Annotated in this window: 15 protein-coding genes and 1 pseudogene; 1 reads left to right on the top strand and 15 read right to left on the bottom strand. The window is 64.3% G+C overall.

What is annotated here, in order from left to right; translation table 11 throughout:
* From IVB32_RS36640 to IVB32_RS36700, 13 genes are all read right to left on the bottom strand, one after another.
* On the bottom strand, nucleotides 1-2,557 hold a 2,557-nt coding region (locus IVB32_RS36640), incomplete at its 3' end, for an SPFH domain-containing protein (protein WP_247412972.1).
* A 25-nt stretch (nucleotides 2,558-2,582) separates the two neighbouring features.
* Nucleotides 2,583-3,416 (bottom strand): phosphoenolpyruvate hydrolase family protein, encoded by an 834-nt coding sequence (locus tag IVB32_RS36645; RefSeq protein WP_018458736.1) that lies wholly within the window; start codon nucleotides 3,414-3,416, stop codon nucleotides 2,583-2,585.
* 3 nt (nucleotides 3,417-3,419) lie between these two features.
* Nucleotides 3,420-5,633 carry an ABC transporter permease gene (locus IVB32_RS36650; RefSeq protein WP_085394732.1) on the bottom strand — a complete coding sequence of 738 codons (2,214 nt, stop codon included), beginning with the start codon at nucleotides 5,631-5,633 and terminating at the stop codon, nucleotides 3,420-3,422.
* Entirely contained in the window at nucleotides 5,626-6,408 is a 783-nt protein-coding gene (locus tag IVB32_RS36655) for an ABC transporter ATP-binding protein (protein WP_007593014.1), read from the bottom strand. The genes IVB32_RS36650 and IVB32_RS36655 overlap by 8 nt, the downstream gene beginning before the upstream one ends.
* Entirely contained in the window at nucleotides 6,401-7,522 is a 1,122-nt protein-coding gene (locus tag IVB32_RS36660; RefSeq protein WP_018458739.1) for a branched-chain amino acid ABC transporter permease, read from the bottom strand. The genes IVB32_RS36655 and IVB32_RS36660 overlap by 8 nt, the downstream gene beginning before the upstream one ends.
* Before the next feature lies 1 nt (nucleotide 7,523).
* Nucleotides 7,524-8,534, bottom strand: coding sequence for a branched-chain amino acid ABC transporter permease (locus IVB32_RS36665; RefSeq protein ID WP_085350842.1), 1,011 nt, complete (start codon nucleotides 8,532-8,534; stop codon nucleotides 7,524-7,526).
* Between the two features lie 200 nt (nucleotides 8,535-8,734).
* On the bottom strand, nucleotides 8,735-9,562 hold the full coding sequence (locus tag IVB32_RS36670) for an AraC family transcriptional regulator (RefSeq protein WP_027569321.1): 828 nt from the start codon (nucleotides 9,560-9,562) through the stop codon (nucleotides 8,735-8,737).
* A 130-nt stretch (nucleotides 9,563-9,692) separates the two neighbouring features.
* Entirely contained in the window at nucleotides 9,693-10,943 is a 1,251-nt protein-coding gene (locus IVB32_RS36675) for an ABC transporter substrate-binding protein (protein ID WP_026233649.1), read from the bottom strand.
* A gap of 339 nt (nucleotides 10,944-11,282) precedes the next feature.
* Nucleotides 11,283-12,215 (bottom strand): ABC transporter ATP-binding protein, encoded by a 933-nt coding sequence (locus IVB32_RS36680; protein WP_247363395.1) that lies wholly within the window; start codon nucleotides 12,213-12,215, stop codon nucleotides 11,283-11,285.
* 29 nt (nucleotides 12,216-12,244) lie between these two features.
* Nucleotides 12,245-13,219 (bottom strand): ABC transporter ATP-binding protein, encoded by a 975-nt coding sequence (locus tag IVB32_RS36685; RefSeq protein ID WP_026233650.1) that lies wholly within the window; start codon nucleotides 13,217-13,219, stop codon nucleotides 12,245-12,247.
* 3 nt (nucleotides 13,220-13,222) lie between these two features.
* Complete coding sequence (locus tag IVB32_RS36690) at nucleotides 13,223-14,068, bottom strand: ABC transporter permease (RefSeq protein WP_240543193.1); 846 nt, start codon at nucleotides 14,066-14,068, stop codon at nucleotides 13,223-13,225.
* An 11-nt stretch (nucleotides 14,069-14,079) separates the two neighbouring features.
* A complete protein-coding gene (locus IVB32_RS36695; protein ID WP_007608695.1) occupies nucleotides 14,080-15,024 on the bottom strand; it encodes an ABC transporter permease in 945 nt (314 codons plus the stop codon).
* 78 nt (nucleotides 15,025-15,102) lie between these two features.
* On the bottom strand, nucleotides 15,103-16,644 hold the full coding sequence (locus IVB32_RS36700; protein WP_026233651.1) for an ABC transporter substrate-binding protein: 1,542 nt from the start codon (nucleotides 16,642-16,644) through the stop codon (nucleotides 15,103-15,105).
* A 317-nt stretch (nucleotides 16,645-16,961) separates the two neighbouring features.
* On the opposite strand from IVB32_RS36700, the gene IVB32_RS36705 reads away from it, so the two are divergent.
* Nucleotides 16,962-17,840, top strand: coding sequence for a MurR/RpiR family transcriptional regulator (locus tag IVB32_RS36705; protein ID WP_247299698.1), 879 nt, complete (start codon nucleotides 16,962-16,964; stop codon nucleotides 17,838-17,840).
* A gap of 33 nt (nucleotides 17,841-17,873) precedes the next feature.
* On the opposite strand, the pseudogene IVB32_RS36710 reads toward IVB32_RS36705, so the two are convergent.
* Together IVB32_RS36710 and IVB32_RS36715 are read right to left on the bottom strand one after the other, a co-directional pair.
* Nucleotides 17,874-19,237 (bottom strand): annotated as a pseudogene (locus IVB32_RS36710) (amidase).
* On the bottom strand, nucleotides 19,218-20,414 hold the full coding sequence (locus tag IVB32_RS36715) for an MFS transporter (protein WP_026233652.1): 1,197 nt from the start codon (nucleotides 20,412-20,414) through the stop codon (nucleotides 19,218-19,220). Before IVB32_RS36715 ends, IVB32_RS36710 begins: the two are co-directional and overlap by 20 nt.
* Between the last annotated feature and the right edge of the window lie 19 nt (nucleotides 20,415-20,433).

Consider the following 20,433-nt stretch of genomic DNA (forward strand, 5'->3'; position numbering starts at 1 on the left):
CGCTCTCACGGACGATACCCTCGATGCGGTCGAGCAGCTTTCTACGGAATAGCGAGTAGCGCGCCTGGTCGGTCAGCACGTTCTCGGCCTCGTTGAGCATACGCTGCGCCTCGGCCTCGACTGCAGCGCGGATCCGTTCGGCTTCCGCAGCAATTCGCGTCTCTTCGGCCTGCTTCTCCGCGATCAGGATCTCCACCGTCTTCCGGCGCTTCGCGATCTCGCTCTCGCGCGCGGTAATGACGCGCTCGGTGGCCTCAGTGGCATGCACCCGCGCTTCCTCGGCTGAGGCCTTGGCCGCGGATTCCTCCAACGACTTCAGATGGATGGCAATCGCCTTCTCCATCAGAACGGTCTCGACTTCCTTCTCGCGATTGATTTCAAGCTTGCGCAGCTCGCGCTCGCGGCCGATGCGCGCCTCGTCGAGGCCGCGGTCGGAGGCAATGCGGGCGCGGTCGACCTCTTCGCGCGCGGCAATCTCGGCTTCCTGGAGCGACTGGACGCGGGCGACTTCGAGTTGTTCGACCGAGCGGCGTCGTTCGATCCGCGCCGCCTCCAGCGCTTGCTCGCGCGAGACGTCCGTGGTCTCGACCTCCTTGCGCGCGACAATCTCGGCCTGCTTTACCAGGCGGTCGGCGTCGATGCGCTCGGACTTCTTTGTCGAGAGCGCAATGACGCGGTCCTCATCCGCGATTTCGATCGCCTTCTTGTGCTCGATGTTGAGTACTTCGCGCTTCCTGGAGGAAGTGATGCGCTCCGATTCGAGCGCGAGATCGACGCCGATGCGCTGGCGTTCGATGGTGTCGCGCCGGTTCAACTCGGCGGCCTCGATCACGGCAGTACGCTCGATCTCGAGCGCGCGCGTGTCACGCTCGGCCTGGATACGCTCGGCTGCAACGGACTTCTCCTGCGCGATCCGGGCGGCTTCGATGGCTTCGCGTGAGGCAATGTCGGCTTCCTCGACAGCCCGGTTGCGGGCGATTTCCAGCGACCGCACGCGCTCTTGCTGGGTGATGCGGGCAGCTTCGGTGGCTTCGCGCGCCGCGACCTCTGCGACTTCCAGCGTCTGATTTCGCTCGATTTCCAACTGCCGGGTATTCTGCTCGACCGCGATGCGCTCGACGGCGAGCCTGTGCTCCCGGTCGATGCGCGCCGCCTCGACCGCGCGCTGCGCCTCAATCTCGGCTTCCTGGATGTTACGCACCTGCTGGATCTCCAGCGCACGGGTGCGCTCATCGGATGCGATGCGCTCGACATTGACAATCATGGTCTGGGCGATGCGGGCCTTTTCGGTCGTCTCGCGGGCAGCAATCTCGGCTTCGTCCACGGCGCGGGTCCGGTCGATCTCGCGGCGCCGGGTCTCCTCTTCGTTAGCGATGCGGGCGTCGGTCACGACGCGGTCCTGCTGGATACGCGCTTTCTCGATCGCTTCGCGGGCGGTGATCTCGGCTTCCTCGACGGTCCGCATCCGCTCGATTTCGCGCTGGCGCACCTCGCGCTCGGAAGCGATGCGGCTGGTATCGATCGAGCGCTGGTTGGCGATCCGGGCTTTTTCGATTTCCTCCCGTGCGAGCAGTTCCTTCTCCTCGATGGTGCGGGTGCGCTCGATCTCCCGCTGGCGGGTCTCACGCTCCGAGGCGATACGGGCTTCGGCGATCGCCTGGTCGTTGGCGATTCGCGCCTTCTCGATGGTTTCACGGGCGGAAATCTGCGCCTGCTCAGCTTCGGTCTCGCGCAGGGCCCGTTCGCGTGCGACCTCGGTGCGTTGCAGGGCGCGGCGCATCTCGATGTCACGCTCCTGTTCGAGGCGCGCCGTCTCGCTTTCGCGTTCGATCTCGAGAGCCTGCCGCTCGGCCTCCAGGTTGCGGGAGCGGATCTTGATCATCGAATCCTGCTCGATGTCGTTGCGCAGTTTGCGCTTGGCCTCGATGTCCTCCATCAGGCGGGTCAGACCTTCGGCGTCGAAGCGGTTCGAGGGGTTGAAGAATTCGAGATCGGTCTGGTCGAGATCGGTGATCGCGACTGATTCCAGCTCGAGCCCGTTCTGGGCGAGGGCCTCTGCGGCGTTCGCCTTGAGGCGGGCGACGTACTCACCGCGCTGCTCGTGCATTTGCTCGAGGGTCATCTCCGAGGCAACGGAACGAATGGCCGAGATGAATTTGCCGGCGAGGAGGGCGTGGAGCTGTTCGGGCTCCATGGTGCGGCGGCCGAGTGTGGCGGCCGCGATAGACACGGCTTCGCGGGTCGCCTGCACGCGGACATAGAAATCGGCCTCGATGTCGACGCGCATGCGGTCACGGGTGATCACGGCGTCCTGGCGGGAGCGCACGATGCCCATCGGCTGCACGTTCATGTTGACGGGCGTGTAGTCGTGGATGAACGGCAGCACGAAGGCGCCGCCGTTGATCACAACGCGCTCGCCGAGCAGGCCGGTCCGGACGAATGAGGTCTCCTTGGACGAGCGGTGATAGAGCCAGTTCACGATGTAGACGCCGACCACGATCACCACGACGGCGACGATCAGCCAGAGGATCAATTCACCGACCAGAGTCCCTGACATGTTTCTCTCCCTCGACCTTTCGGCGTTATCGCGCGCCGATCGCCTTGAATTTGCGAACCTGATCCGTCAGCGCCCGCTCGACCGGCAGCCGTTCCATTGAGGAGGCGCCGTAGAAGCCATGGCAGTTGCGTGTGTTCCTCATGATGAAATCGGCATCGTCCGGATCGGAGATTGGTCCGCCGTGAGCGAGCACCAGAATGTCCGGATTGACGCCGAGCGCGGCGGAGGCCCAGGTATCGATGTGCGCTGGGCAATCCGTCAGCTTGAGTGCGGTCTGCGCGCCGATGCTGCCCCCGGTCGTCAGGCCCAGATGACAGACGATGATATCCGCGCCTGCGATCGCCATCGCGGCAGCTTCCTTCTCGCTAAAGACGTAGGGCGTCGTCAGCAGGTCCTTCTCGCGCGCCTTTGCGATCATGTCGATCTCGAGGGCATAGGACATACCGGTCTCTTCGAGATTGGCGCGGAACACGCCGTCGATAAGGCCGACGGTCGGAAAGTTTTGTACGCCAGCGAATCCGAGCGCTTTCAATTGGTCCAGGAAAAGATCCATGTCGCGGAACGGATCCGTGCCATTGACGCCGGCGAGCACTGGCGTCCTGGTCACCACGGGCAGCACTTCGCCGGCCATCTCCAGCACGATGGCGTTGGCGTCGCCGTAAGCCATCAATCCCGCGAGCGAGCCTCGGCCGGCCATGCGGTAGCGGCCGGAATTGTAGACGACGATGAGGTCGACACCGCCGGCCTCCTCGCACTTGGCCGACAGGCCGGTGCCGGCGCCGCCGCCGACGATGGGCTCGCCGCGCCTTGCCATCTCGCGGAAGCGATTCAACAGTGCAGCGCGTTCAAACCGGGCCATCGGTCACCTCGCTAGTCTCCGGCGCGCCCCAATGCGGCCGAACAATGTTCGGAACGCGCTGACGATGGTGGAGGCGAACTCGGGGTCATTGATATTCTTGGGAATGCGGATGAGCTGACGGTTGGCGGTCTGCCGCACGTTGCGCTCCAGCGTGCGGAACAGCGCCGCATCGGCGTCCGGATCCCAGAATGGCTGTCCTCGCGCGTCGAGCGCGGAGACACCGCCCTCAGGCAGGAAGAAGCGCACCGGGCCGTCCATCCGGTTGAGCCGGTCGGCGATCCAGTGCCCCATGCGCTCGTTCTCCTCTGCAGTGGTGCGCATCAGCGTGACCTGCGGGTTGTGGACGTGGAATTTCCTGCCGCGGTAGCGCTCCGGGATGGTCTCGGGGGCGCCGAAATTCACCATGTCCAGAGCGCCCACCGAGCCGACATAAGGCACCCGGCTGCGGATGATGGCGCCAAAGCGGTCGTCGATGGCCGGGAACACGCCGCCCATCAGTAGATCGCCGACCTCCGTGGTCGTGAGGTCGATGACGCCTGCGAGCTGTCCGGAATCGACGAGCTTCTCCATTGAGCGTCCTCCGACGCCGGTGGCGTGGAAGACCAGGCACTCGAAATCCTCGCGCAAGTCGGCCGCGATCTTCTGCCCCGCCGGCGTGGTGACACCAAACATGGTGATGCCGACCGACGGCAATCCGCTGTCGCCGCGATCCTTCCGCGAATGCTGATCAAGGCGCGCCTTGACCATGCCGGCCAGCGCGTTGGCGCCGTTGGCCAGCACGGCGCGCGAGATCGAGTTGAGGCCCTGAACGTCGGTAACCGAATGCATCATGGTGATGTCCGCGGGGCCGACATAGGGCCCGACGTCGCCAGAGGCGACGGACGAGACGATGAGCTTCGGCACCCCGACAGGAAGCATCCGCATACCGGGCGCGACCAGCGACGCTGCGCCCGAGCCACCGGCAGAAATCACGCCGGCAACATTGTTCTGGCGTCGCAACCAGCTGGCGAAGGCCTCGGCCATCGCGGCGACGGCGGCGCCGCGGTCGGGTCCGAATACCGCCGATCCGCCGCGACCATGGTTCAAGGCAATCTCCTGGGCGGAGACGTCGCTGGCCGCGTGCCTGCCGCTGGTGGAGACATCGACCAATCGGGTTCGCAGGCCGGTCCCGGCGATGATGTCGCGGATGAAGCGGAGCTCCGTGCCCTTGGTGTCGAGCGTACCGACGACGAGGACGACCGGAGGGCCCTGCGTTTGTGCGGCGACCGGTTCGCGCCGTCGCCGTGCGGTCTCGTCGAGTCGCATCACCTGTGTCGAGAACATGCGGGCCGCAGCCTCGATGCGGGCGATCGGCACAGGTTGCGACCACCGTGTCGGCGGCGTCGGGTTTGACATGTAGATGCGGATCGCGCCGCCTGGACGCGTCTGCTGCGGAGGAGGCTTCGCTTCCGTATCCGCCGGTGGCACGTCGAGGTCGAGCTCGAGTCCGGCGTGCATTCCGACACCGAGCAGGCGCTGCTGCAGTTCGCGATCGGCGGCAAGCCGCACCGAATCGATGATGCGGTTGACGCGGCCGTTGACCATGATCGCGACATTGCGCGACACGGCGGTCGCCACGCCGATATTCTGCTCGATCACGAGCACGGACATGTCGCCGTCCTCGCCAAGTCGTAGCAGCATCTCCTCGACCTGGGCCACGATGACGGGCGCGAGCCCCTCAGTGGGCTCGTCCATGATCAGGAGCCGCGGGTTGGTGAGCAACGCGCGCGAGATCGCAAGCATCTGTTGCTCGCCGCCGGAGAGCTGGCCGCCGCCGTGATCCTTGCGCTCGGCCAACCGCGGAAACGTCTTGTAGATGCGCTCGACCGTCCAGGCGCCGCGGCGCAAGCCGGCGGCAAGCCGCAGATGCTCATCGACGCTGAGTGAACGCCACAGCCGCCGTCCCTGCGGAACGTAGCCGACGCCGAGTCGGGCTATGTGGGCAGGCGGCTGTCGGGTGATCTCATCCCCGCGGATGCGGATCGAGCCGCCGCTGACCGGCACCAGCCCCATGATGGCCTTGCATAGCGTGGTCTTGCCCATGCCGTTGCGGCCAACGACCGAGAACACGCCGGCCTCGAGCGTCAGATCCACGCCCTGCAGCGCATGCGAATGGCCGTAATAGACGTCCAGGCCGCGGACTTCGAGCGCGGCGGCGGTACGGCGGACCTCATTCATGGCCGCCTCCGAGGTAAAGCTCCTGCACTTCGGGATCGGACTCGATCTCTTGCGGACGGCCTTCCTTGAAGATCCGCCCGTTGTGCATCATCGTGACGCTCTCGACGACGCGCAGGGCGACGTCCATGTCGTGCTCGATGATGATGTAGCCGATATGCGCGGGCAGGGAGGTCAATATCTCGATCAGCTCGGCACGCTCGGTCGGCGACAGCCCCGCGGCGGGTTCATCGAACAGGACGAATCGCGGCGCGCCGGCAAGCGCAAGTGCGATCTCGAGCTGGCGCTGCTGGCCATGCGCGAGCTCGGCAACGCGCTGATCCTTCACGCCCGAGAGATGGACGGCCTGCACGAGATTTTCGGCCGCGTGCATCAACGCATCGTTCTGACCGGGGCGGAGAAACGAGAAGCGTCCCCGTGAGACGCCACGGCAGGCGAGGTAGACATTGTCCTGGACGGTAAGGCCCGGAAACAGCGCGGAGATCTGGTAAGTCCGGCGCAGGCCACGGCGGATGCGCTCATAGGGCGGGAAGTGCGTGACGTCCTCGCCGAAGAAGCGGATGGTGCCGGAAGAAGGTGGGAAGTCGCCGGTGATGCAGTTGAACAGCGTAGTCTTGCCGGCGCCGTTAGAGCCAAGCACGGCGCGCCGTTCGCCGGGGCGGACGGTAATGGTGATGTCGGTGAGTGCCGCCAGCGCGCCGAACAGACGTGTCACGCCGCGCAGCTCCAGCGCCGCGCCGGCGCCCACGACAGAGAGGCGTTGCGCGACGCTATCCATGGTGGGATCCTTGGCTGGATCCTTGGTCAGATTCTCGGCCACGTCGTCCGCTTGAACTTGCCGCGCCGGAGCGTTGGCGGCGCCGCCAGCTCTGCCAGAGTCCGATGACGCCGTCCGAGGACCAGAACACGATAGCGAGGAAGCCGAGGCCGATCAGGAGCCGAAAGCGGTTGCCGTCGAGCCCCAGCTTGACCAGGAAGTCGAGTGCGAAGGTCCGCAGCAGTACGAAGATCAGCGCGCCGATAAAGGGTCCGATGGGACGCGTGATGCCGCCGACGACTGCGATGATGAGGATATCGATGCAGGCCCCAACGCTCACGGATCCCGGCGAAATCTGCCGGTAATTCCAGACCTGGAGTACCCCTGCCAGCGCCGCGACGAAGGACGCGAAGACGTAGGCCGCGACGCGATGCGCATTGACGTTGAAGCCGAGTGCCGCCATGCGGCGGGGATTGTCGCGGACACCTTGCAACGCGAGGCCGAACGGTGCGCGGGAGATGTAGTCGACGGCGAAGTAGCACAGCGCGGCTACTGCGAGGACGATATAGTAGAATGGAATGTCGGCGCGCCAGTTGACGCCCCAGAAATGCGGTGTGGCAACGGTATTGATGCCGGTATGACCGTTGAAGATCGCCCAGTTCTGGTTAGTGAAATAATAGAACGCCGCGCCGATCGCGAGCGTGATCATGATGGTGTAGATGCCCTCGGTGCGCACCGCCAGCGCGCCGCCGAGCGTGCCGAATATGGTCGCGAGCGCGAGCGCCATTGGGACCGCAAGCCACCACGGCCAGCCCAGGCTGATATTGGCGTTGCCGCTGACGCCAAACACCGCGACCATATAGGCGGAGAAACCCGCGATGGTGAGCTGCATCAGGCTGACCATGCCGCCATAGCCGGCAAGAAACATCAGACTCAGCGCCATGGTTCCGAGGATCAGCGTGGTCGCAAAGATCTCGATCAGGAAGAAGCCGTTGGCGATCAGGGGCATGATTAGGAGAATGGCCGCGACGGCCCAGGCCGCCGGATTGTCGATCTCCGGCCATCCGCGCAATTTCGAGCGCTGCACCGCAGTGGCGGGACGAACCGGGACGCGGGCGTCATGAGCGAGGGACATGTCAGCGCCTCGCCAACAGGCCCTGCGGCCGAATTGCCAGCACCAAAACCATGATCAGGAAGGTCACGACGATGGCGTAGGTCGGGATGTAGACTGAGCCGAGCTGTTCGGCGAGGCCGATGATGAGCGCGCCCAGCGCAGCCCCTGGGATCGAGCCCATGCCACCGACGATCACAACGACGAGGGAGGCGAGCAGGAAGCGGATATCCTCGCCGGGTGAGAGCGACTGGAACGTTCCGCCGACAACGCCCGCAACGCCAGCGAGGCCGGCGCCGAGCGCAAACACCACCACGAAAACGAGTTGGATCCGTACTCCGGTCGCAGCCAGGATGTCGCGATCGTCGACCCCGGCGCGGATGATCATGCCGATGCGCGTGCGGTTGAGCGCCAGCCACATCGCCACGCCGATCACGACGGAGGCGACGAAGATCACGAGTCGGACCAGGGGATAGCGGAGATAGACCGGCTCACCTGAGGACTTGACCGCAGTGACCAGCGGCAGCTCCACAGGTCCGATCAGCCAGTTCGGGGTCTGGATCTGATAGAAATCGCCACCGCATGCCCACAGCATCAAATCGGCGAACACGATCGAGAGTCCGATCGTCACCATGGTCTGGCGCAGGTCCTGGCCTTCCATGCGGCGGAAGACGAGGACCTGGAGCAGGACGCCGACCAGTGCCGTCAGGATGAAAGCGACGATGAAGCTGAGGACCCATGAACCGGTCGCGACGCTGATGGCGTAGCCGACATAGCCGCCGAACAAATAGAGCGAGCCGTGCGCGAGGTTGACGTTACGCATTAAGCCGAAGATCAGCGTAAAGCCGCTGGCGACGAGGAAATAGAGACCGCCGAGCGTGATGCCGTTGAAGAGCGCGTTGAGGAAGACCCGCTTGCGGCCGAACGCATCTTCGACGCTCTGCGGCCACACTGCGAAAATCAGCCAGAGTGCTACCGCGATTGCGATGATGACAATCAGTGCCCAGGCGGGATGGCGTTCGACAAAGCGGGTCATGATCGCCGCTCCGTCTTCGCGTCACCCCATCTCTCACCCCGCAAGCGGGGCGGAGGGGCACGCAGACCGTCGCCGGCCGCAAGCCCTGCCATGAACGTGCGCTCCCTATCGCGCGCGATCCTCGTTTCGGGATCGCGTTTGTCGCATCCTAATGCGGCTGTAAGGGAGGCGCTTGATCGTGAGTATCTTTTCGCGTGACCTCAGGCGCGCAAAACCTTGGCCGCGCGGCGATAATCGGTCGGCGCCATGCCGACATTGGCAGCGAAGAAGCGGGTGAATCCGCTCTGCGACGAGAAGCCGAGATCGAAGCCGATATCGGCGATCGGCGCTTCGCTCGCCACCAGCGCCTCCAGCGCCTGCTCCATCATCAGCGTGTTGAGATAGAGGTGTGGCGTGACGCCGGTCTGGGTGCGGAAGAGCCGGTAGAAATGCGGCCGGGAAAGGCCAGATTCGCGCGCGATGGTATCGAGCTCGATCTCGGCGCCAGGACTCTCCGACATCATCTTGATGCACTTGCGCACGCGAAAATCCGTGACGGAACCGTTTGCGCGCGGATCGCGCGCGGTCGCCGCCTGTTGCCAGCTTTCGTCATAACAGATGTCGATCAGGCTTCTCAGCTCGCCATCGAGGCTGTTGAGCGAGGGAGCGCCGCACACGAGGGCGGCTGCGTGCCTGATGTGCTTGTCCAGCGCAACGGACCGCGTGAACTGGGTGCGGCCGAAGCGCAGGCGGTCGGCGCCGGGCGCGTCGGGCGCAAACCACTCCGCATTGACGTAGAGCACGAAGAAAACGGCGCCGCCTTCGAGATCGGACGGCAGGAAATTATGCGGCTCCCACGGATTGACCGCGACGACGGAACCTTCGGTGAGCTCGTAACGTCCGTCACTGACATCGATGCATGCGGAACGCCCGCCGACATGGAAGATCAAATGACCTTCGCGATGTGCGTGGATGTTGAAAGGGCGGTTCAACTGATAGACCGTCGCCCGACCAAAGCGGCCGTGGAAGACGGCGAGCGCCCGGCTCATGCCTCTCCTCCCAAAAGCTCTTGGTATTTTTTGGTAGCGTTCAACAACCGAGGAGAGAATGCAAGGGCGCACGTGTCGCGCTTCTGGCAAATCTCTCCCCGGCCGGTCATCGCTCGCGAATGAGACTAGGTCAGTATTTCTTACATTCCGGTACTGTGCGGCTCGGCAAACCGATTTTGGCGAACACCGCGGGATCGTAGCCCAGCGTTTGGTTGACGTCCGGGATCACCTTCACGACCTTTGAGAACAGCGCGCCCTTGCCGTCGTCGACGACCTCGGTGACAAAGTTGGTGCCGATCGCCTGGCGGTTGGAGTCCAGCTTGATCTTGCCGTTGGGTGCGTCGATCTCGATCTTGGCAAGGGCCTCCTTGTACTTGGCCTGATTGTTGGAGAGATCGCCATTGACCTGGCGGAGCGCCTGGATCAGCGCCATGGTCGAGCCGTAATAGTTGGTGGCGAGCAGCGATGGGCTCGGGAAGCGCTTGTTGGGCGGGAAGGCGTCCTGATAGTCCTTCACGAACTTCTGCCAACTTGGGTTCTCCCAAGTGTCGGCCTGGCCGCTCGCGGCCAGCGTGCCGATCAGGGCATTCTTGGCGTTTCCCTTGGACGACAGGATGGTCTGGTCGATCATGATCGAGCCGCCCATCAGATGCGCCTTGCCGCCGGCCTGCTGGTACTGATTCAGGAAGTTGACGGCGTCGGCGCCGCCGAGGCCGAGATAGATTGCGTCGACGTCGTCGGGCAGTGCGGCGATGACCGAGGCAAAGTCCTTGGTGCCGAGCGGCACCCATTGCCGGTTGGTGACCTGTCCGCCGGCACCGCAGAACTCGAGCACGAGGCCGAACACCTGCGTATAGATGAAGGAGTAGTCTTCGCCGACGGTCGCGATCTTGCGATACTTCTTTTCGTCATAAGCATATTTGCCGAGGCCCACCTGCCACTGCGCACCGTCCATGTTGTAGCGGAAAAAGTTCGGAGCCGGATCGACATAGGTCGTTTCCTGGGCCCCGGAGGCGGCGTTGATGAAGGTCAGTTCGGGATGGGTCTTTGCAAAATTTTTGACCGCGATGCCTTCGTCACCAGAGAGCGGCGACAGCAGGATCTGTACCTTGTCCTGCTCGATCAGCTTGCGCACGGCTCGTACGGCGGAGTCCGGCGTCGCGTCGGTCGAGGCGATGACAAATTCGAGTTCCTTGTCGCCGACCTTCTTGCCGAGGACGTTGAGGGCCGTCTGGAAGCCGCGGATGCCGTCCTCGCCGAGTACGGTGTAGGTGCCTTCGAGCGTCGCGGTGACGCCGACCTTGATCTTCTCCTGTGCGAAGGCGGTGCCCGAAAGTAACAGGCTGCTCAACGCGATCAGTCCTAGACTGCCTTTCAACATTGCTCTCCTCCCTGGGCGTTCTTGTCACTGTTTTTCACCGCGCCTTGACGCGCCCGCCGCGCGGTGCGGCGTTCGGACAAGGCTAACGGTGCTTGAAACGGAGGCTAACCGAACTCCGATGCAGCGCACGTGCTGGAGCCGTGCGCGGCTTAACGGGCAGTCTCATTTTGAATGTTGCGTCGCGATTAACATCGCGGTGCAACAGGCGTCAGGCTTCCCGATTTGCACCCGCCAGCCGCATGGCGGCCGCGGACTGCCGCCGCTTGAATTGGATCGCTCGAATAGAGGAGAAATCAATCGTAGGCGTTGCGTCATTTCGCGGCGCGCGGCACTCGCTGGTTATACGTTGTGGCAGGCGATCGTCCGACCGTCCGCACCGACAAATCGAAGTTGTGGCACATCGACGAGACAGCGATCGCTGGCCATAGGGCAGCGGGGCGCATATGCACAGCCGTGCGGTCGCGTGAAGAGGCTTGGCGGTTCACCCATTTCGATCGCGCCCTGGATCCGTTTCGATGGATCGGGCTTCGGAATTGCCGCCACCAACGCGCGCGTATAGGGATGGAGCGGATGATCCAGGACCGTCCGCGTCCCGGCCTGCTCCACGATGCGGCCCATATACATGACAGCAACGCGGCTGCTGATCTGCCCGATCACGCCAAGGTCGTGCGAGATGAAGAGCATCGACAGTCTCAATTGGTCACGCAGATCCATCATCAGATTGAGCACTTGGGCCTGCACGGACACGTCGAGGGCCGAGACCGGCTCGTCGGCGACGATGATGCACGGCGTGGGAAGAATGGCGCGTGCGATTCCGACCCGTTGCCGTTGCCCGCCACTCAGTTCGTAGGGGTAGCGAGCGGCGAAAGACGGGTTCAACCCGACGGCCGTCAAGGTGGCAGCTATGGCCGCGCTGCGCTCGGCGCGGTTCTTGAAGAAGCCGCTGATGTCGGCCGCCTCCGCCACCGAATCTCCAATTGCGCGCCGCGGGTTGAGCGATGCATTGGGGTCCTGGAAAACCATCCGGACGCTCAGACGCATCTCGCGGAGGCCGGAGCCGCGGGCTCCGATCATTTCGGTTCCCTTCAAATTGAAGTTGCCGCTGTCGGGCTGGACCAGCCCGACGAGGGCTCGGCCCAGCGTGGTCTTGCCGCAGCCGGACTCGCCCACGATCCCGAGGACCTCGCCTTCGGCCAGCGACAGCGATACACCATCCACCGCCTGCACCCGGTATTTCCGACCGGCCCGCCTGGCACTGAACGAGACCATCATGTCCCGGACCTCGAGGATTACATTGCCGCTCATGGCAGCTCTCCGCCGGCCAGCGGAAACGCGCAGAGCACCTCGTGCCCTTGGGAAGCCTCCAGGCGGGGCGGGGTCGCCACGCGGCACTCATCGCGCACCGCTGCGCAACGCAAGGCAAACACGCAGCCAGCGGCGACCGAACCTGGCAGCGGCGGCTGACCAGAAATGGTCGGCAGCCGGCGCGCGCCGGAATTTCGCGACGGCATGCAATCCATCAGTCCGCGGGTGTAATGATGACGGGGTGCGCCGAACAGCGCATCGACTGAAGCGGTTTCCACGATCTGGCCGGCGTACATGACAGCGACACGATCGGCGAGCTGCGCAATGACTCCCATGTCGTGAGTGATGAACAATATCGCCATATCGAGCCGATTGCAGAGCTCGCGCAAGAGCCCGAGAATCTGAACCTGTATGGTGACATCCAGCGCAGTGGTCGGTTCGTCGGCGACCAGCACCTGTGGCCTGCAGGCCAGCGCAATCGCGATCATGACCCGCTGGCGTTGGCCTCCGGACAACTGATGGGGATACGCGGACAGCTGCATTTTGGGGTCGGGCATACGTACCAGTTCGAGCAGTTCGCGCGCACGGACCAGCGCCGCTGCGCCCGAAATTCCCTCATGCACGCGTACGGCTTCGGCGATCTGATCGCCGATCCGACGAACAGGGTTCAGTGAGGTCATCGGCTCCTGAAAGATCATTGCCATGCGGCCGTGGCCCGCTTCGACACGTTGCCAGGGCTGCAGCTGCGTTACGTCGCAGCCCTCCAACAGGACGCGCCCGGCCCGGACTCGGGGACCGGGCTGCGGCAGCAATCCCATGACCGCAAGCGAGGTCATGCTCTTTCCGCAGCCGGACTCGCCGACGAGGCCGAGGATTTCGCCCTTGGCCAAGCCGAAGGACACGCCCGCGACGATGTCGACCGGCGCGGTTTCCGGCCCCACTGACACCGTAAGGTCGCAAACTGTCAGCACGGCCTAACCCTTCTCACCAAAGACTTGACGGAACCGCGGATCGAGTCGATCGCGCAATGCATCGCCGACCAGGTTCAGAGAAAATGCCGTCGCCACGATCATCATGCCCGGGAAGAAGAGCAGCCACGGCGCGCGGGTGATGAAGGTCCGTGACTCCGCCAGCATATTGCCCCAGCTCGGAATGTCCGGAGGGGCGCCGAGGCCCAGGAAATCGAGTGAAGCCGCGCCGAGCTGCGCGAACGCGAAGACGAAGCTGGCCTGCACGAGAAGTGGCGAGACCAGGTTCGGCAAGATGTGCCGACTGATGAGCCATGCCGCTCCGGCGCCCATGCTGCGGGACGCCTCGACATAGGTTTCCGCGCGCAAGCGCAGCGTCAGTCCGTAGACGATGCGGGTCGTCGTCGTCATGTAGCCGATCCCAATGGCCAGAATGACGGTGGCCACACTCGGGCTCAAGATGACAATCAGGCCAAGTGCGAGAAGCAGAGTCGGGAAGGCCATCAGCACGTCGACCATGCGCATCAGCAGGTGACCCAGCCGCGGGAACAGTGCGGAAAGTACGCCGGCCGGAACGCCTGTCGCGAGAGCGAAGACGACCACGCCCGAGCCGATCAAAAGTGCCATGCGTGCTGAATGAATGGTGCGCGACAGGGTATCCCGGCCGAATTGGTCGGTGCCGAACCAGTGGGTCATGTTCGGGGGCGTCAGGCGGATCAGGGGATCGATGGCATACGGATCGTAAGGCGACAGCCAGGGTGCGAAGACCGCGGCGAGCACAGTCGCCAGAAGGACGCCGAGCCCGGCCAGCGCGATCGGGCGGGCGATGAACGGCTTGAGCCACAATGTCACGCTGTTGCTGCTCATTGAAGTTCAACCCGCGGATCGAGCAGACGATAGCTCAGATCGACGATCAGATTGATCAGGAGATAAACCACCACGATGACCAGGATGACGCCCTGGATCACAGGGTAGTCTCGGCGAAGGATCGACTGAACGACGAGGCGGCCGATGCCGGGCAGGGCAAACACGGTTTCGGTCACCACCGCCTCGGACAGCAGCGCGGCGAAGGTGAAGCCGAAGGCCGAGACGACCGCCAGGAGTGCATTGCGCCAGATGTGGCGGCGCACGACCTGCCACGGCCGGATTCCCTTTGCCCGCGCCGTGCGCACGTAGTCCTCCCGGGAGACGTCGAGCATGCTGGCGCGCGTCAGCCGCAGGATCAAAGCAGCATTCGGAGCCGCAAGCGCCAGGCTGGGGAGGACGAGATAGCGGAGATTGACGACACCGCCTTCGAAGATCGACGGATAGCCGGAGCTCGGAAACCAGCCGAGCCACGCGGCGAAGATCAGGATCAGATAGAGCCCGACCCAGAACGTGGGTATCGAGGCCATCAGCATCGCCCCACCGGACAATCCCTGATCGAGCCACGTGCCGTGCCGGACCGCCGCAATCATTCCGATCGGCACGCCGATGACGGCAACCCAGATCATCGTCATGGTGGCGAGCAAGGTGCTGGTCTCGGCGCCATCGGCAATCACCGACAGCACGGGCGCCTGGAAGAAGATCGACCGCCCGAGGTCGCCCTCGAGCACATGGCCGGCCCAAGTGAGATATTGCAGGATGATCGGCTGGTCGAGACCGAGCTGGTGTCGCAAGGCGTCGATCTGGTCGGGAGTCGCGGTATCACCGAGCAAAACATAGATCGGGTCACCCGGCACGATATGGATGAACGCGAAGATGATGATGGACGCTGCCAGCAGCGTCACCGCCGTCGTTCCTGCGCGCTTGAATGCGTAAGACCACATGTGATTGGGCGCCTGTCAGCGGCAACGATGCGCGCCGGCGCCGGCGCTCGACAGTCCTCGCGGCCTCATTGCCCGTCCTTATTTCGTGGACACATTCCAGAACACCGGACCGTTTGGGTTGAGCCCCTTGAGCTTGGGAGAAGCAATGTCGTAGGTGTAGGCATCGCCTACTTTCATCACCGGTACCTGCTCATAGATCAGCGACTGGATCTTGTCCCATGTCGACTTGCGCGCGGCTGGATCGGTCGTGTTGATCAACTCGGCCCGAAGCGAGCCGATCTCGGGGCTGTCCCACCAGCCGGGATAGCTCGCATTCAGGAACGTGAGCAGCAGCGGGTCCGGCGCGAAGGAATGGTGCGTGACGAAGATGTCCCACTGTTCCGGCTGGCCGCGCATCTTCAGAAGGGTCGCCCAATCGACGACCATCATCTGAACATTGATTCCGGCGTCGGCCAGCTGACGGGTGAAGACGGAGGCTTCGTCATAGTGTGCCTGATAGTTCGTCGAGACCAGCAGGCGGATCGGCGTCCCCGTGTAGTCCGCCTCCTTTGCGAGCTCCTTGGCCTTCTTCGGATCGTGCGCACTATAATTTGAGGCGCCTTCCGTCGAGTACCAGGGGGTGCCATTGGGAAAGATCGATCCTTCGGCATTCCACAGGTCTTTGGGACCGAAGGCGACGCGCAGCGCCTGCGACTTGTCCAGCGCGGTCTGGATGGCGCGGCGGAGCTTGTAATTGTCCTTCAGGATTCCCTGCTTCGAGTTCATGAAGAAAAGGCCGAAGATCGGCGCGTTGGTACGCTGCACCTGGACCGATGGATCTTTGCTCAGGGACTCGTACAGATCGCCGGAGATCATTTCCGCATAGTCGTAGTCACCCGCCTGCACGCCGCTCACGCGCGTGCCGACGTCAGGCACCGGAATGAACCGGATCTTGTCGAAGCTCGCAACGCGGGCGCCGGCGAAGCCGTCACCCTTTTCCTTCACCGGCTTGTAGCCCTCGAACCTCTCCACCTCGACATAGCGGTTCGGCCGCCACTCCACGAACTTGTAGGGCCCGGTGCCGATATAGTCCTTCTGCTCGATCGGCCGGTTCCCCGCTTTGGCGGCTATGTCTTCCGGATAGATCGCAAGACCGCCATTGACGTCCGCAATGAGAGCCTTCCAGGCGCCGTTCGGCGCGGACAATTTCAGCGTGACTTCATACTTTCCGGTCGCCTCGACCGACGTAGCCGCCGCCATCAGGAGCTTGCCGCGTGCACCGAAACTGCCCCATCGCGTCATCGAGGCGACTACGTCCTTGGCGGTCATCTCCTTGCCGTTGTGGAAGAGGACTCCTTCGCGGAGCTTGATGACGATGGTCCGACCGCCGTCTTCCGTGCGATCGCTCTCGGCCAGCATCGGACGCGGCGTATAGGTCGAGTCTAGCGCATACAGGGTCTCGAAGATGTGGCGGCCGATGACCGATGCGACGTCGGCGGTCGTCAGCATGACATCGAGCGGCGGCGGTTCTCCGATGGTGGCTTCGCGTAGCAGGGTGGCGGCATTGGCCTGCGCAATCAAAAATGACGCGGTGGCCAGCCCCACGACGCCACGCATCAAGACACTTGGACCGTATCTCATGATCGCCCTCCCGCCTTGTTGAGCCGCCTGCTTCCCGGTGCAGGGATGTGCCTTTCAGCTGCTGGGCTGACGGCACGCTATTGCTTGTTTGAAAGTTACATACACAATTTGGCAATTATCAAGCAGAAAATGCTGTTATTGATGTGGCATGCCGATATACGTTTGGTCGACGCTGAAGGTTTCTTACGGCAGCTTCTTGCCAAGGGCGCAGGTTGATCTGACCTGGGAAAGGGCGGGCAATGGCGCGTGCAAAGCGAAATCACCCGGCGAGAGCCGTTGGTGCAGCAATCTCGAAGCCGCCCGGCGACGACAATGTCGTGGCCGGCGACATCATCTCCCTCATCAGGCAGAGCGCTCTAAGCCTCAGCCCGTCCGAGCAACGCGTTGCCACGGTGCTGCTGGCCGATATGGAGTTTGCCGTTCACGCCAGCAATTCCGAGTTGGCCCGTCGGGCGCGCGTCAGCGAGCCGACGGTAACCCGGTTCAGCCGCTCCGTCGGTTGCCGGGGCGTCCGCGACCTCAAGGTGAGGCTGGCTCAAGCAATGGCGGTCGGGCGGATTTACGTTGAGCTTCCCCCGCATGTCGGGACCGATCTGGCGCGCCCCGCGCTCTGGCGGTCGGTGTTTCAGGAAATTCGCCGTGCAATTGCCGCTGCCGAGGAGGGACTTCGCAAGGAGGACATCGAGCGGGCTGCCGAAGCTATCTCCCGCTGTTCGAAGCTTGCAGCGTTCGGGGTGGGGGGCGGTTCCACTCTTGCGGCGGCGGAGGTTCAGAACCGGTTCTTTCGTCTTGGGATTGCCGTCTCGCATGCCTCCGATCCGAGCTTGATGCGCATGATTGCCGCGACCTTCGGACGGGATGATGTCGTCGTTGCCATCTCGACCACCGGTGCAGCCAACGAGGTGATCGAGGCAGCCAGTATCGCCAAGCAATACGGCGCCTTGGTCATCGCAATTACCAAGCCGCAAAGCAGGCTGGCCTCGATCGCCGATATTGCGCTTGGCGTACACGTGCCCGAGGCGCCCGACGCGCTCAAGCCGACGGCGTCGCGCTATGCATTTCTCGCCACCATCGATCTGCTTGCGGCGTCAACTGCCTATTGCAAACCGCTCGAAGCCCAGGCGCGCATGCGGCGGATCAAATACGAGTTGCTGAAGGGGAGCGACGGGGACGCCAAAGGGCCGCTGGGAGACTGAGCGGGCAATTAGCCCACCGCCCGCCTCTCGGGATTATGTTCGCAATATGGCCTCGATCTCTTGCGCTGCTTCAAGCAGCGTGCGGTCTTGTGCGCGGCGATGACCTGAAGGCCGAATGGAAGTTCGCACCGATCCGTTCCGCACGGCAGCGAAATCGCCGGCAGACGAGCATGATTGACAAAGGGCGTTAACGCCGCGTGCGCGCGCGGGCTCGCCGCGCGGCCACCGATCATGTCGGGTCCGAGCTGGGTGAATGGCCAGGCGACACAGGGAACGGTTGGCGCCAGCAGCAGATCAACCTCGGTGAAGAATGCCGCGAAAGCATTGGCGATTGCGGCGCTTGCCAGCAGCGCACCGGCAACGTCGGCGCCCGACCACGACAGCCCTCGCTCGATCTGTCTGGCGATGTCAGGATCGAACACGGTCGGATCCTCGCGGAAGGCATCTCGATAGAGTGCGGCGAGGCCGGCCTGCTGAAGCGGCATGATAGCCTCTTCCGTCGCGCCCGCCGGCCAGACGGGATCGCGCTGCGCGATGCTGAGGCCAGCGGCGGAGAGACGCGCGATGGCGAAAGCGAGCCCTTCAGCGACAACATCGTCGACGGCGACGTCGAGCCCAAGGCGCGGCGAGAACGCGATGCGCAGACCGGCGATGTTTTTGGCCTCTTGAGCGATGCCGGCTGAATCCGGATCGCGCGGATCGACGCCGGCCATGGCCTCGAACGCCAGCGCGATATCGGCAACGTCAGTGGCGATCGGCGCGATGACGGAGAGGCCGAAAAACGGTTCGGCGAAGCCTGGCCCATAGGGGATCGCGCCATAGGACGGTTTGAACCCCGCGACGCCGACATGGGCCGGCGGCCTGCGGCTCGAGCCGCCCGCATCGGTGCCGATCGCTAGCGGCACGAGGCCGGCCGCAACCGCCGTGGCAGGGCCGCCCGACGAGCCGCCGGGCGTCAACGTGGGATCCAGCGGATGCCGCGTTGGCCCATACAGCGGCGAGGTGGTCACGCCCTTGCAGGCGAATTCCGACGTTGCGCCGATGCCGACGACGACGGCGCCGGCCTTGCGCAGCTGCTCGATCGCAATCGCATCCTGCGGCGCGACGAATTCGGCGAACAGGCGCGAGCCCTGTGTCACACGCCAGTCACGGACCCAGATGTTGTCCTTGACGACGACGGGGACACCGGCGAGCGGCATCGTCTCGCCGGCACGCAGGCGATCATCGACCGCTGCGGCGTCGGCAAGCGTACGCGCAGGAGCGGTCGTCACCACTGCGTTCAGCGCCTTGGCGGCCTCGATGCGCGCAAGCGCGGCCTTGGCGGTCTCGACCGCACTCGTTCGTCCGGCGGAGACGTCGGCCGCAATCTCGCACGCGCTACTTCTTCCCTTTGTCATGGCCTCCCCAGACCAGTGCCAATGTGCCGCAGAGGGCGAGGCAAGCCAAGGCGAAGAAGGCGGCACCGAGACTGGCTGCGCTGTCCAGGAAGGACACCAGCGCCGGTGCTGCCAAGAGGCCGGCGTAGGATGCGGTCAGCACCGCGCCGGTGGTTTCGCCAATCCTGTCCTGCGGGGCGAGGCGTGCGATCTCGGCGACGAAGACACCGTTCCACCCGGAGGCCGTCAGGCCGAACAGAGTTGCAATCGCGAACTGGCCGGTCCGCCCGAGCGATACGCCATCGAGACCCAGCAGCGCGGCGCAGAACGTCATACCGAGGCCGATGACGACGAGAACTCCGCGCGAGGCATTGAGGCGCGTTGCGACGAAGCCCCAGCCGAGCCGGCCGATCAGGCCGCCGGCCTGGGCGCAGGCAAGCGCCATGCCGGCCTCGACATGGCTGAGGCCGAGCTCGCGGGTGCCGAGCGTGACGAAGACCGTATTGAGCGACACCTGCATCGCGCTGAAGGGCATCGAGGCCAGCGCCAGCATTGCGATGCGCCGGTCCGCGATCACCAGTGCCAGCCGCGTGCGAAGGCTAAGCTCCGGCAGTGGCACGACCTTGACGGCGTAGGCGGGCCGCAGGCGCTCGAACCACGCTATCGCCAGCAGCGCACAGGCGCCCACGGCGGCATAGCACCAGGCGGGCCCGAGCGAGATTGCGATCGCGGGCAGAACCAGCGAGCCGCAGACGGCGCCGATCTGGTTTCCGGTCTGGCGAACCGAGAACACGAACGCGCGCCGCTCGGCCGTCACGAGCCGCGCCAGCAGCACCGCGCTTGCGGGCGTCTCCGGTCCGAAGGCGAGGCCAAGACAGAGGCCGGCTGCGAGCAGGGCCGCCGTCGAGCCGAGCGAAGCCAGCGCCATGCTGGCGATGATCGCCGCCGCGCAGAGGCTCGCGATCCGCATCGAGCCCAGGCGGGCGATGAAGCCGCCGCCCCAGAACGAGGCGGGAATGCCGACCGCGAACACGGCGCAGGAGAACATCGAGAGCTGCCAGACCTCGATATGGGCGCGCGGTGCCACCACGCCCGGCGCGAACAGAGCCAGAGCCACCAGCGCCTGCAATGAGGTCGTGGCGCCAAGCGCGGGCAGCAATGCGGGCGCTGGTCGAACGGCCGTGTTTGCGTCTACCATGGTGCAGCGCTCTCGGGGG

Origin of the sequence: Bradyrhizobium sp. 23, from assembly GCF_023073295.1 — a bacterium.
Classification (GTDB): Bacteria; Pseudomonadota; Alphaproteobacteria; order Rhizobiales; family Xanthobacteraceae; genus Bradyrhizobium; species Bradyrhizobium canariense_D.

What these genes read in the sequence shown, in the direction of transcription:
- IVB32_RS36680 (WP_247363395.1), bottom strand. Translation starts at nt 12,215, where the DNA reads ATGATGGTCTCGTTCAGTGCCAGGCGGGCCGGTCGGAAATACCGGGTG.
- IVB32_RS36700 (WP_026233651.1), bottom strand. Translation starts at nt 16,644, where the DNA reads ATGAGATACGGTCCAAGTGTCTTGATGCGTGGCGTCGTGGGGCTGGCC.
- IVB32_RS36675 (WP_026233649.1), bottom strand. Translation starts at nt 10,943, where the DNA reads ATGTTGAAAGGCAGTCTAGGACTGATCGCGTTGAGCAGCCTGTTACTT.
- IVB32_RS36660 (WP_018458739.1), bottom strand. Translation starts at nt 7,522, where the DNA reads ATGTCCCTCGCTCATGACGCCCGCGTCCCGGTTCGTCCCGCCACTGCG.
- IVB32_RS36645 (WP_018458736.1), bottom strand. Translation starts at nt 3,416, where the DNA reads ATGGCCCGGTTTGAACGCGCTGCACTGTTGAATCGCTTCCGCGAGATG.
- IVB32_RS36695 (WP_007608695.1), bottom strand. Translation starts at nt 15,024, where the DNA reads ATGTGGTCTTACGCATTCAAGCGCGCAGGAACGACGGCGGTGACGCTG.
- IVB32_RS36650 (WP_085394732.1), bottom strand. Translation starts at nt 5,633, where the DNA reads ATGAATGAGGTCCGCCGTACCGCCGCCGCGCTCGAAGTCCGCGGCCTG.
- IVB32_RS36665 (WP_085350842.1), bottom strand. Translation starts at nt 8,534, where the DNA reads ATGACCCGCTTTGTCGAACGCCATCCCGCCTGGGCACTGATTGTCATC.
- IVB32_RS36715 (WP_026233652.1), bottom strand. Translation starts at nt 20,414, where the DNA reads ATGGTAGACGCAAACACGGCCGTTCGACCAGCGCCCGCATTGCTGCCC.
- IVB32_RS36655 (WP_007593014.1), bottom strand. Translation starts at nt 6,408, where the DNA reads ATGGATAGCGTCGCGCAACGCCTCTCTGTCGTGGGCGCCGGCGCGGCG.
- IVB32_RS36670 (WP_027569321.1), bottom strand. Translation starts at nt 9,562, where the DNA reads ATGAGCCGGGCGCTCGCCGTCTTCCACGGCCGCTTTGGTCGGGCGACG.